Origin of the sequence: Streptomyces sennicomposti, assembly GCF_019890635.1 — a bacterium.
Taxonomy (GTDB): domain Bacteria; phylum Actinomycetota; class Actinomycetes; order Streptomycetales; family Streptomycetaceae; genus Streptomyces; species Streptomyces sennicomposti.
The window spans coordinates 146,558-158,192 of the sequence record NZ_JAIOAB010000009.1; the positions used below are offsets into that span (position 1 = coordinate 146,558).

At 73.0% G+C, this 11,635-nt stretch carries 13 protein-coding genes and 1 pseudogene; 7 read left to right on the plus strand and 7 right to left on the minus strand.

Annotated features, from left to right (window positions below):
- Positions 1 to 464 precede the first annotated feature (464 nt).
- A complete protein-coding gene (locus tag K7787_RS08400) occupies positions 465 to 1,589 on the minus strand; it encodes an acyl-CoA dehydrogenase family protein (RefSeq protein WP_223000983.1) in 1,125 nt (374 codons plus the stop codon).
- 93 nt (positions 1,590 to 1,682) lie between these two features.
- Between K7787_RS08400 and K7787_RS08405 the strand changes: the two genes are divergently transcribed.
- Complete coding sequence (locus K7787_RS08405) at positions 1,683 to 2,246, plus strand: TetR family transcriptional regulator (protein ID WP_308036310.1); 564 nt, start codon at positions 1,683 to 1,685, stop codon at positions 2,244 to 2,246.
- A 27-nt stretch (positions 2,247 to 2,273) separates the two neighbouring features.
- Here K7787_RS08405 and K7787_RS08410 read toward each other — a convergent pair whose 3' ends face one another.
- The 3 genes from K7787_RS08410 to K7787_RS08420 all read right to left on the minus strand — a co-directional run bounded on the left by K7787_RS08410 (position 2,274) and on the right by K7787_RS08420 (position 4,274).
- A complete protein-coding gene (locus K7787_RS08410; protein WP_169438315.1) occupies positions 2,274 to 2,972 on the minus strand; it encodes an HAD family hydrolase in 699 nt (232 codons plus the stop codon).
- Positions 2,973 to 3,066: 94 nt separating this feature from the next.
- On the minus strand, positions 3,067 to 3,330 hold the full coding sequence (locus K7787_RS08415; protein WP_019981290.1) for a LysR family transcriptional regulator: 264 nt from the start codon (positions 3,328 to 3,330) through the stop codon (positions 3,067 to 3,069).
- A gap of 5 nt (positions 3,331 to 3,335) precedes the next feature.
- Positions 3,336 to 4,274 (minus strand): ScbA/BarX family gamma-butyrolactone biosynthesis protein, encoded by a 939-nt coding sequence (locus K7787_RS08420; protein WP_223000984.1) that lies wholly within the window; start codon positions 4,272 to 4,274, stop codon positions 3,336 to 3,338.
- A 121-nt stretch (positions 4,275 to 4,395) separates the two neighbouring features.
- On the opposite strand from K7787_RS08420, the gene K7787_RS08425 reads away from it, so the two are divergent.
- Entirely contained in the window at positions 4,396 to 5,004 is a 609-nt protein-coding gene (locus K7787_RS08425) for a ScbR family autoregulator-binding transcription factor (protein ID WP_027757943.1), read from the plus strand.
- A gap of 55 nt (positions 5,005 to 5,059) precedes the next feature.
- On the opposite strand, the gene K7787_RS08430 is transcribed toward K7787_RS08425, so the two are convergent.
- Complete coding sequence (locus K7787_RS08430; RefSeq protein ID WP_009189604.1) at positions 5,060 to 5,866, minus strand: SAM-dependent methyltransferase; 807 nt, start codon at positions 5,864 to 5,866, stop codon at positions 5,060 to 5,062.
- A 234-nt stretch (positions 5,867 to 6,100) separates the two neighbouring features.
- A complete protein-coding gene (locus K7787_RS08435) occupies positions 6,101 to 6,802 on the minus strand; it encodes a DUF5324 family protein (RefSeq protein WP_223000985.1) in 702 nt (233 codons plus the stop codon).
- Positions 6,803 to 7,165: 363 nt separating this feature from the next.
- Between K7787_RS08435 and K7787_RS08440 the strand changes: the two genes are divergently transcribed.
- Both K7787_RS08440 and K7787_RS08445 read left to right on the plus strand, forming a co-directional pair.
- Entirely contained in the window at positions 7,166 to 7,714 is a 549-nt protein-coding gene (locus K7787_RS08440; RefSeq protein ID WP_169438318.1) for a peptidylprolyl isomerase, read from the plus strand.
- Positions 7,715 to 7,873: 159 nt separating this feature from the next.
- The gene (locus K7787_RS08445) at positions 7,874 to 8,815 is read left to right on the plus strand and encodes a rhomboid family intramembrane serine protease (protein ID WP_169438319.1); all 942 of its coding nucleotides are present in this window, start codon (positions 7,874 to 7,876) and stop codon (positions 8,813 to 8,815) included.
- 388 nt (positions 8,816 to 9,203) lie between these two features.
- Here K7787_RS08445 and crgA read toward each other — a convergent pair whose 3' ends face one another.
- Positions 9,204 to 9,458 (minus strand): cell division protein CrgA, encoded by a 255-nt coding sequence (crgA, locus tag K7787_RS08450; protein ID WP_009189608.1) that lies wholly within the window; start codon positions 9,456 to 9,458, stop codon positions 9,204 to 9,206.
- Positions 9,459 to 9,620: 162 nt separating this feature from the next.
- Here crgA and K7787_RS08455 point away from each other — a divergent pair, with 162 nt between their 5' ends.
- From K7787_RS08455 to K7787_RS08465, 3 genes and pseudogenes are all read left to right on the plus strand, one after another.
- Positions 9,621 to 10,418 (plus strand): DUF881 domain-containing protein, encoded by a 798-nt coding sequence (locus K7787_RS08455; RefSeq protein ID WP_009189609.1) that lies wholly within the window; start codon positions 9,621 to 9,623, stop codon positions 10,416 to 10,418.
- A 59-nt stretch (positions 10,419 to 10,477) separates the two neighbouring features.
- A pseudogene (locus K7787_RS08460) lies at positions 10,478 to 10,676 on the plus strand (hypothetical protein).
- Positions 10,673 to 11,311: an aminodeoxychorismate/anthranilate synthase component II gene (locus K7787_RS08465; protein ID WP_019981282.1), complete on the plus strand. Its 639-nt coding sequence runs from the start codon at positions 10,673 to 10,675 to the stop codon at positions 11,309 to 11,311. The pseudogene K7787_RS08460 and the gene K7787_RS08465 overlap by 4 nt, the downstream one beginning before the upstream one ends.
- The last annotated feature ends 324 nt before the right edge of the window (positions 11,312 to 11,635 follow it).

An 11,635-nucleotide genomic window follows, 5' to 3' on the forward strand; every position in this document is an offset into this window, starting at 1 on the left:
GCCCGCGCCGGAGCAGCGGCCCGTCCCCCGGAGCACGCCCCGGACAAGGGGATACGTACTTCTCCGGCGGGTACTTCCCCGACCCGGACCCGCCGGCGGTGCTGCCGTCGAACGCCGCGCTCCGGTGCGCGAACGGCCCTGGGGCGGAGGACTTCGGCGCAGGGCGAGGGGCGGCTTCGGCGCACGGGTGAGGGGCGCGGCCGACGGCCGCGCCCCTCACCTCGCCGCTCGCCCCTCGGCCGCCCGCACGGGACGGCCCCGGCGCCGACCACCGGCCCGCGGGCCGGCCGGGCTCCTGAGCCCGGCTCATCGGCTCGGCTCCCGAGTCCGGCTCATCGGCCCGGCTCACCGGTTCGAGGCGCCGGTTCGAGGCACCGGTTCGACGCACCGGTTCGACGCACCGGCTCGGCTCGCCGCGCCGGTGCGCTCCCCCCTGTGCCGCGGCCCGCACCGGGCGGCGGACCCTACGCCCGCAACGCCGTGGCCGCGTACGCCGCGGCGGCCGGGTCCGGGCGCAGGGACGCATGGGCGCCCACCACGTGGATGTCGCGCCAGGCGCGCTGCAACGGGCTCTCCGGGGCCAGCGCGCGCATGCCTGCCGTGCGGAACAACTGCCCCACCGCCGCGGTCAGGAGATCGACCGCGACCGAGGCGTCCCGTCCGTTGCGGGCCGCGGCCTCCGGCTCGAAGGCGGCCGGCGGCGTGAGCGCCGCCCGGTCCGCCCGCGCTGCCGCCGCCTCCAGCAGCAGCGCCGCCGCGTCGATGTCGGCCGAGCAGCGGGCCAGGGTGTGCCGGACGCCGCTGTCGTCGCTCGTGCCGCGTTCCCGGACGAGCGCGGTCCAGGCGTCGAGAGCGCCGCGGGCCGCGCCGAGCGCGGGGGCGCAGAACAGCAGCGGCGCGACCAGGGTGTACGGCACCCGGTGACAGGGCGCCGCGTCCGCCTCCGGCACGCCCGTCAGCAGGACGTCCCGCAGGCAGGAGCGGTGCTCCGGCACGAAGGCGTCCTCGACGGCGACCGTGTGGCTGCCGGTGGCGCGCAGGCCGACGCTGTCCCAGGTGCGCAGGACGCGGACGTCCTGGCGCGGGAGCAGGAGGACGCGGTAGGCGGGGGGCTGGTCCGGCCGCTCGTCGAGGCAGGCGAGCAGCACCCAGTCGGCGTGCTCGACGCCGCTCGCCCAGGACCAGCGGCCGGTCAGCCGCCAGCCGCCGGGGACCGGGGTGAGCCGTCCGGAGGGTGGCACGACGGCCGCCGCGATGGCCGTGTCGGGGGAGTCCGACCACAGCTCCGCCTGGGCCCGCGCGGGCAGATGGGCGGCGAGCCGGGCGTGCGCGGCCAGCAGGGCGCAGCACCAGGCGGTGGACGCGCAGCCCTGCCCGACGGCGGCCACGGCGCTCACCAGTTCCGCGAAACCGCCGGCCCGGCCGCCCCAGCGGCTCGGCACGAAGTGGCGGGCGAAGCCGGTCGCGGGCAGCGCGGCCGCCACCTCCGGGTGCAGGCGGGAGGCCACCTCGGAGGTGCGGGCGTGCCGGGCGGCGAGAGCGGTGACGGCACCGGGGGCGAGAGGCGGTGTCGCGAGGGCCGAGATCATGGCTGCCTTTCCTGAACGACGGTGAACGGTATAAAAAGATTCAGTCGGGAAGGTATTTTCTTGAGGACGCAGGCCGGAGACGAGGACGGGAACGTGAAGCAGACCAGAGCGCGGCACACACACGAACTGCTCATGGATTCGGCGGCGGCCGAGTTCGTCCGGCACGGCTTCTCGGGCACGAACCTGTCCGACGTCGTCGCCCGCGCCCGGCTCACCAAGGGCGCGCTCTACGGCCATTTCACGTCCAAGGCCGAGCTGGCCGAGGAACTGGAGCGGCGGTTCGAGCGGGCGTGGGGGGAAGTGCTGGCGTCGTCGGGCGCCTCCCCGCGCCGGCTCGTCATCGAGCTGGCCAGGAGGGTGGACGACGATGTGCAGTTCGCCGCGGGGCTGCGGCTCACCAGGGACGCGGCGCTGGGGGACCAGCGGGACCCGGCGCCCTTCGGCGCACTCCGGCGGCACCTGGAAGCGCTGATCGACGAGGGCCGGCGGGAGGGGCGGATCGGCGCGGACCACGAACCGGGCCTGCTCGCCCGGTTCGTGGTGGCGCTGTTGATGGGGGCCTGTTCGAACCGCTGGACCGCGGCGGACCGGGCAGGCGGGATGGAGGAACAGGTCAGGGAGATGTGGGACGTGGTGGTGCCGGTGCTGGGCGACTGAGCCGCCGGGCGCCGGGGCGTGGGTGCGTCACGGCGGGCTGCCCAGCAGACCGTTCAGAGCGGGGCCGGGCAGCCGCGTCCAGTTCGCGCGGGCCGCGTGTTCCGTCAGGGCCGGATCGCCGCCCACGACCACCGGGTTGCCGACGCTCCGCAGGAGCGCCAGGTCGCTGGCGTCGTCGCCGTAGGCGTGGCAGCGCTCGGGGCGCAGCCCGAAGGCGGCCATGACGCGCCGCGCCTCCTGCGCCTTGGCCCGGCCGATCATCGGGCGTCCGGTCAGCTCGCCGGTGAGGGTGCCGCCCGCGACCTCGGGGATCGTGCAGATGACGAGGTCGGCGCCGACGGCCTGGCTGATCGGGGCGAGACAGGCGCCGAAGGAACCCGAGACCAGGACCGTGAGGTCGCCGGAACGAGAATGCCGCCGCAGGGCTTCGAGGACCGGCGGGTGGAAGAGGCCGCGCCGGTGTTCCCGGGCGAACCAGAGGCGGCCGCTCTCCGCCAGGTCGGCCTCGCGGCTGCCGCGCAACAGCCGGTAGTAGGCGCGGTTGACCTGCTCGCGGGGCACTCCGGAGCGGATCTGGTGGCCGAGCGAGGCATGGGCGGACGCGGTGGACGACGCGGTGCGGCCCTCGCGGGCCCAGTGGAAGGCGAGGAAGCTCAGCATGCTCTTGCCGGTGATGAGCGTCTCGTCGACGTCGAAGAACGCGGCTCTGGGAGGGTCGATCGTCATGACAGGGGAAACCTTTGTGAGGCCCTGCGGGTACAGGGGACCGCGCTGGGAACCGGGTGCGCGGGAGACCGGGCGTCCGGGGACGGAGGCGCCGTCACCTCCGCGTGAGCAACTCCGAGCGGGCGGCCTCGACCAGGTCGAGGATCTGATCGGCGTAGGGGCGCAGCCGGGCGCCCGCCGCGGTGAGTTCGATGGCCCGGTTGCCGCGGCGCACGAACAGCGGCGTGCCGACGGACTCCTCCAGGCCCTTGATCTGGGCGGTCACGGTGGGCTGCGAGTAGTGCAGGTTCCGTGCCGCCCGGGTGAAGCTCAGCTCCCGGGCGACCTCGCGAAAGGCGCGCAGACGTTGCAGGTCCATGGCCGTCAGGCACGCACGAAGAGGGCGTCGGCCTCGGCCAGCGTGCGCTCGCCCTGGTGGGCGGTCAGGTGCAGCGGGCCGTCGGGGCGTGCGGCCGAACGGATCACGATCGGCCGGCACAGTTCGCCGAAGGCCCGGAACCTGGCCTCCAGGGAGGCCAGTACGCAGTCGCGGGCCGCGGCCAGATGCCCCGCCTGGCGGAACGCCTCCAGCAGCACCATGCCCGGCACGTGGTCCGACGGATGCTCGAAGTACCCGGGGTGCCGGGGGTCCACGTGCAGCAGCCAGGTGTCGGGGCCGGCGCCGTCCACGCTGCGCAGCAGCACGTCGGCGTCCTGGCGGCCGGCGACGGCCGGCGCGGTCGAGGGCGCCGCGGTGTCGGCGGGCGCCGCGGCCGTGAGGTCCCGGCCGCGGCGCCGGACGATGTCGTATCCCCGTGCGTCGAGCACGACGACGGAGACCGAACCGTACGCACAGGGCCGCCCGTCCACCTCGACGGTGACGTCGAGGCGGGCGTCGAGCCGGCGCGCCGTGTCGCCGGAGGCCGTGACCGTGATGTCGAGGACCGCGCCGAGCGGCGTGGCGCCCACGCGCAGGGAGTCGAGGTCGTCGATGCGCAGGTCGAGCGACCTGAAGACGAAGTGGTGGCCCAGCGGGACGTCGTGGAAGCGGTGGATCAGGAAGATCCCGGCCTGCCGGACGGTCTCGGCGAGCAGCATGAAGTCGTGGCGGCCGGACCGGTCCGGGCGGTAGAGCACGTGCCGGCGGGGCCACTGGGCGCCGACCAGGAAGCGGTCGGCGGCGATCCGGGTGCCGTCGGTCAGGAAGACCTCGGCCACGGACGCACGGTGGACCAGCTGGCGCGGCACCGTACGGTCGAAGGTGAGTGCGGTCCGGTTCTGCTCGACCGGTGACGGTGTGGACCGCAGCGTGCTGGCAGACATTCTCAAATCCCCCCAAGAGATGAGCGTGCTGGCGCGCGGGGAGGTCGAATTCTCGCCTCCCGGCGGCGAAGAATATACCTTCGGGAAGGTATATTGCCAAGAGGTGAGCCAAGGAGGCGCGATGACAACGACAGGCAAGCGAAGCGAACCGAAGCAGGAGCGGGCGCGGCGGACGAGGGCCCAGATCCTCCGGGTGGCCGCCGAACTCTTCGCCGAGCGCGGCTACGCCACGGTGACGCTGCAGGACGTCGCCGAACGGGCGTCGATGACCAAGGGGGCGGTGTACTTCCACTACAAGAACAAGGAGGAACTGGCCGTCGCCGTCGTCCAGGAGCACTACGCCCGCTGGCCGGCGATCCTCGAGGAGGTGACGGTGCGCCGGCTCCCGCCCTACGAGACGCTGGTGACCGTTCTGGACCGGGTGACCCGCGCGTTCCGCGACGACATCGTGGTCCAGGCCGGTGCGCGGCTGCAGGTCGAGCGGTCCCTCATCAACGGCGACCTGCCCAAGCCCTATGTGGGCTGGGAGGACTATCTGACCGGTCTCGTCGAGGCGATCGACGAGGCCGGTGAGCTGCGGCCGGGCATCACCCCGCGCGGCGCGGCCCGGGTGCTCGTCGCGGCGTTCTTCGGCATGCAGCACATCTCCGACGTCCTGGCCCGCCGCGCCGATCTCACCGAGCGGTACGGGGAGTTGCGCCACGTGGTCCTCGAAGGGCTGCGCGCCTGACGGAGACCGGGCGTGCCGGGGTACGCCCGCCCTCCGCCCGCGGCGCCGCCCGCCGCTACTCCTTGATCCCCACGGCGCAGACCGCGTACCCCTCCTCCGGGGCCGTCGCGGCGGCCTGCCGGTCCGGGCGCCAGTGGCCCGTCTTGACGAGGCCGGGCTCCAGGAGGCGCAGGCCGTCCAGGAAGGACTCGATCTGCTTGGCCGGGCGCAGGTGGTAGGAGTTGGCCGACTGGCCGTTGTAGGCGGCGATCGCGGTCTTCAGGGTCTCGCTGGTGTCGGTGCCGTCGCTGAGGGCCACGTAGCTGCCCCGGGGCAGGGCGGCGATCAGGTCGCGCACCACGCGCGCGGGGTCCTCGTCGTCGGAGAGCTGGCCGATGATGCCGAGCAGGACGAGACCGACCGGCCGGGTGAAGTCCAGGGTGGCGGCGGCCCGCGTCAGGATGCGGTCCGTGTCCCGTACGTCGGCGTCCAGGTAGGCGCACGCGCCCTCGGGGGTCGAGCGCATCAGGACCTCGGCGTGCGCCAGCACGATGGGGTCGTTGTCCACGTAGACGACGCGGCTGTCGGGGGCGATGCGCTGGGCCACCTCGTGGGTGTTGTCGGCGGTGGGCAGGCCGGTGCCGATGTCCAGGAACTGGCGCACGCCCGCCTCCTCGGCCAGGAAGCGGACCGAGCGCCGCAGGAAGGCGCGCTGCTGCCGGGCGATCGCGGCGATCTCGGGGAAGGCGCGCAGGATCAGGTCGCCGGTCTCGCTGTCCACCGGGTAGTGGTCCTTGCCGCCGAGCAGGTAGTTCCACACCCGCGCCGAATGCGGCCGGTCGGTCTGCAGCCGGTCGCGCCAGTCACCACGTGATTCAGTCATGGGCAGAGCATCACACACGGTCGACGCGGTGTCAGAGCCCTGTGGAAAAAGGCCCGTTGGGCTCCGCGGGAGGGGGCGTGGGCTGCGTCGGAGCGGACAGCGGTGAGGCCCGGGGACCCTCGGGTCCCCGGGCCTCACCGTCCTGCGGGCGGCCGGTGTGCGGCCGGATCGCGCCGGTGGACGCCGGCGCTGCGCGTCCGCCGGCCGAACTCGTCCGCCGGCCGAACTCGTCCGTCAGCCGCGCTCGTCGCGGCCGGCCTCGTCCTCGGCTGCCTTCGCCTCGACCTCAGGGTCCAGCACCGGCTCGCCGGTGCCGTCGACCGCGGTCAGCCGGCCGCCGGGCTCGGGCGCCTCGGTCGGGGCCGGCGGCTCCACCAGCCAGTCGGGGTTGGCCTGCTTGTCCCACCACTTCCAGGCGGCGAACGCGCCGCCGGCGAGCACGCCCGCCACGGCGAACACCTTCACGACCCGGCCGGCCCGGGACCGCCGGCACTGCTTGCGGGCCAGCTTCTGGATCTTGTCCGCCGGCACCTGGCCGCGCAGCGCGACCAGCGCGGCGGCGCCGCGCGCCGCGGCCTCGTCGGCGACCGGAGCGGCCGCGGCCCTGGCCTGCTCGATCCGCGGCCTGGAGTACTCGGCGGCCTGCCGGGCGGCCCGGCGCGTCCGCTCGGCGGCCTCCTGGGCGGCCTGGTCGACCTTGGGCGGGACGTAGGCGCGGGCCTGTTCCAGGCGGGGTGCGACATGGGCGCCGTACTGGACGCGGGCCTGGTCGGCGGCGAGGGACACTTTCGGCGCGAGCCGTACGCGGGCCTCGTGCGCGTACTGCGCGGCCCTCTCCTTGGCCGTGTCGGCGTAGGGCGCCACCACTTCCGCGGCGTGCAGCACGCTGTCCTTCGCCGAGCCGGTCGCGGCGCGCACGCTGTCGATGCGGGTCACGGGTTCCTCCTCCTCGGTGGCGTACGGTAATTCGACTTTCCACCCTTTTACGGATCATGCCTGTCAGCGGGCCCGGAGGCATGTGCGTCCGGGCATCCGGGTCACGCGCGGGGACCCGGCGGCGCTGTGCCCGGGAACCCGGCCGTGCTGTATCGCGGTGCTATAGCGGATGAAAACAGGGCAACGGGAGCTTGTCCCCGACAATGCCACGGATCGCCGCGCCGCGCTCCCGACCCGAGGAGACTCGCCCGCATCCGCGCAACCGATTCCGGCGGATGCGCCACCTGAGGAGGTCCTCGCACGACGCGCGGCGGCCGTCGTGCGAGGATCGGGGGGTTACAGGAGGACAACGGAAGGCAGATCGTGGCTGAGCAGCTCCACGCCACCCTGAAGACCAACCACGGCGACATCGAGGTCCGGCTCCTGCCGAACCACGCCCCCAAGACGGTCCGCAACTTCGTGGAACTCGCCACGGGCGAGCGGGAGTGGGTCCACCCCGCCACCGGCGAGAAGACCACGGCGAAGCTGTACGACGGCACGGTCTTCCACCGGGTGATCAGCGGCTTCATGATCCAGGGCGGCGACCCGCTGGGCAACGGCACCGGCGGCCCCGGCTACCAGTTCGAGGACGAGTTCCACCCGGACCTCGCCTTCAACAAGCCGTACCTGCTGGCGATGGCCAACGCGGGCCCGGGCACCAACGGCTCGCAGTTCTTCATCACCGTCGCCCCGACGGCGTGGCTGACCCGCAAGCACACCATCTTCGGCGAGGTCGCCGACGCGGCCGGCCAGAAGGTCGTGGACGCCATCGCGGCCACCCAGACCAACCCGCGCACCGACCGCCCGGTCCAGGACGTCGTCATCGAGTCGGTCGTCATCAAGGGCGACCTGCCCGAGGTCAAGAAGATCTGAGCCGGCAAGCTCCGGGCACCGCCGTGCCGTAACCCGCGGGTACGGCACGAGGGAACCAAACGCCCCGCTCGTCCGTAAGGATGAGCGGGGCGGTGCGTTGCCGCGGCACGCGGCGCGGACCCGCACCGCCCACGACGCAGACCGACCCGAGGGGACCCGATGGACCAGGCACCAGGCAGCCCGCAGGGCCCGGCGGACCACGGCCCGGCCGGCCGCGGCCCGGCGGACCCGGCGCCGCACGGCGGCCAGTCCCTGCCCACCTGCTACCGCCACCCGGACCGCGAGACCGGCATCCGCTGCACCCGCTGCGAGCGGCCGATCTGCCCCGAGTGCATGGTCGACGCCTCCGTCGGCTTCCAGTGCCCGCAGTGCGCGCGCAGCGGCCAGGGCACGGGCGCCGCGCCCGCGGCCGCCCGGCCGCGCACCCTCGCCGGCGGCTCGGTGGCGGCCGACCCGCGGCTGGTCACCAAGGTGCTGATCGGCCTCAACCTGGCCTTCTTCCTGGTCCAGCTGTCGGTGGGCGACGCCTTCACCGACCGCTTCAGCCTCCTCGGCCAGGCCTACGTTCCACAGTTCAACTCGGTGGAGGGCGTCGCGCAGGGCCAGTGGTACCGGCTGATCACCGCGATGTTCCTGCACGCCAACTACTTCCACATCCTGTTCAACATGCTCAGCCTGTGGTGGATCGGCGGCCCGCTGGAGGCGGCGCTCGGCCGCGCCCGCTATCTGGCGCTCTACTTCGTCTCCGGGCTGGCCGGCAGCGCCCTCACCTATCTGCTCGCCGCCCCGAACCAGCCCTCGCTCGGCGCGTCCGGCGCGATCTTCGGCCTGTTCGGCGCGACCGCCGTGCTGATGCGCCGGCTCCGCTACGACATGCGGCCCGTCATCGCCCTGCTGGTGATCAACCTGATCATCACCTTCGGCTGGGGCAGCATCGCCTGGCAGGCCCACATCGGCGGCCTGGTGGCCGGTGTGGTGGTGGGCTACGCGATGGTCCACGCCCCGCGCGAGCGGCGCTCGCTGATCCAGTACGGCACCTGTGCGGTGGTGCTGGCCGCCGCGGTCGTCATGACCGTGATCAGAACGGGCCAGCTGGGCTGACCCGGCTGCCGACACGGGGCGGCTGGGCCGACCCGGCTGCCGGCCGCTCGGTGCACACTCTTGTCCACAGTGTGTGCCGGATCTTGTGCACAGTGTGCGGGAACAGCTGTGCCCCCTGCCGTGACCTTGGTTTGTGCAGGTCAGGCAGGGGGCGAACAGGTTGCCGAATGGCGGTGCGACAGTCGTACCGGCGTCAATGGCGGACTGGTTATCCACAGATCGTCGGAGTTTTCCCCAGGCCTCGTGTGGAAATTCGAGCAACCTGTGGATAACTCAGCGAACAGCCGTGGGCAGAGCTGCCGTCACGGCCGGGCGGACATCCTCGCTCCACCCGCTGTGACCTGCTGCTTCACCGGTCCGCAGCGGTGGCTCCCGGGCGTGCGGACCGCTACTTCCACTGGGTGGAGACGGCGAAGCCGGCGGCGATGAAACCGAAACCGACCACGATGTTCCAGTTGTCCAGCGAGTCGATGGGCAGCGTCCCGTCGGTCACGTAGAAGACGACGATCCACGCCAGGCCGATGACGAACATCGCCAGCATGACCGGCGCCACCCAGCCGCGGTTCTCCAGCTTGATGACCGCCGCCTGCTTCGCCGGCGGCGGCGTGTAGTCGGCCTTCTTGCGGATACGTGACTTCGGCACGAGGGTCTCTCCTGTCGATGCGCTGCGTGGCCGCGCAGGGAACTGGACTGGCTCCGGGGCAGCGTACAGGGGCACTGCGAGGGGACTACAAGGGGAAACGGGCACTCCCCCGGGCGTCCGTTAGCGTAGTGCTTCCGCGGCGCTGAAGGAGATAAGGGTACGTTGAGCAATTCCGCCGACTCCCCCGGGACGGACACCGGTACCGGTACGGGCACCGGCCCGGCCCCCGCGCGCCGCTTCCCGCCCGTGCGGATCCTCACCGTGGCCGTCTTCGCGCTGGCCGGGCTGATCTTCTTCACCAGCTTCGACACGGCCAAGGGCACCAACATCCGCACGGACACCTCCCTGCTGAAGCTGTCCGACCTGATCCAGGAGCGCAGCCGCAAGAACAAGGAGCTGGACGAGTCCAACGCCGCCCTGCGCGACGACGTCGAGGCCCTGGCCGAGAGCGACGACGGCAGCAGCGGCGCCCAGGACCGCAGGCTGTCCGGCCTGGAGAAGGCGGCGGGCACCCAGCCGGTCAAGGGCGAGGCCGTCACCGTCACGCTGAACGACGCCCCGCCCGACGCCACCGCCAAGCTGCCCGGCTATCCCGAGCCGCAGCCCGACTACCTCGTCATCCACCAGCAGGACCTCCAGGCCGTGGTCAACGCCCTGTGGAACGGCGGCGCCCAGGGCATCAAGGTCATGGACCAGCGGCTGATCTCCACCAGCGCCGTGCGCTGCGTCGGCAACACCCTGATCCTCCAGGGCCGCGTCTACTCCCCGCCGTACAAGATCACGGCGGTCGGCGACCCGGACCGGCTGAAGAAGGCGCTCGCCGACTCCCCGGCGATCCAGAACTACATGGTGTACGTCAACGTCTACGGCCTCGGCTGGAAGGTCACCGAGGACGGCGCCGTCACCCTTCCCGGTTACTCGGGCACCGTCGACCTGCACTACGCCCAGCCCGTGGGGTAGCCGTTGTCCACAGGCCGGGAAACAGAGGACCCCGCGCCGCTAGTCTGGTCCGGTACGGCGTGAATCCGGTGCCGTGGCAAGACGGGAAGGGACGGCATGTACGGCTGGATCTGGCGGCATCTGCCGGGTAACGCGTGGGCGAAGGCGCTGGTCTCACTGGTGCTGGTCCTGGCCGTGGTCTACGTCCTGTTCCAGTACGTCTTCCCGTGGGCCGAGCCGCTGCTTCCCTTCAACGATGTGACGGTGGACAACCAGTGAGTGCGCGGATTCTCGTCGTCGACAACTACGACAGCTTCGTCTTCAACCTGGTCCAGTACCTGTACCAGCTCGGCGCCGAGTGCGAGGTGCTGCGCAACGACGAGGTGTCGACGGCGCACGCCCAGGACGGCTTCGACGGCGTGCTGCTCTCGCCCGGGCCGGGCACGCCCGAGCAGGCCGGGGTGTGCGTCGACATGGTCCGGCACTGCGCGGCCACCGGCGTCCCGGTCTTCGGCGTCTGCCTCGGCATGCAGTCGATGCAGGTGGCCTACGGCGGCGTGGTGGACCGCGCGCCCGAGCTGCTGCACGGCAAGACCTCGCCGGTCGAGCACGAGGGCAAGGGCGTCTTCGCCGGACTGCCCTCCCCCTTCACGGCGACCCGCTACCACTCGCTGGCCGCCGAGCCGGCCACCGTCCCGGCCGAGCTGGAGGTCACGGCCCGCACCCACGACGGCATCGTCATGGGCCTGCGTCACCGTGAACTCCCCGTGGAGGGCGTGCAGTTCCACCCCGAGTCGGTGCTGACCGAGCACGGGCACCGGATGCTGGCCAACTGGCTGGCGGAGTGCGGCGACCAGCAGGCCGTGGCGAGGTCGGCGGGGCTCGCCCCGGTGGTGGGCAGGGCCACGGCGTGACCGCGCTGCGCCCCGAGCGCGAGTCCGGCGCCGACCGCTACGGCACGGAGGCGTACGACGCCGCCGGCGAGCCGTACGCCCCGGCGCCGTACGACCCGCACGGCTCGGCGGCGCGGCACGGCACGCGCGCCCCGCGCGGCACGGCGCCGCCGCAGGCCCCGGGCGGGGCGGCGGGACCGTACGCCCCGGGTGGTTCGGCGGGAGCGTATGACGCACGCGGTGCGGCGGGGGCGGTTGAAGCACCCGGGGGGGGGGGCCCCGGAGGGAGAGGGGCGTGGGGGGGAAGAGAGGGGTTCCCCGGGGTGGATGTCGGGGGGGGCGGGT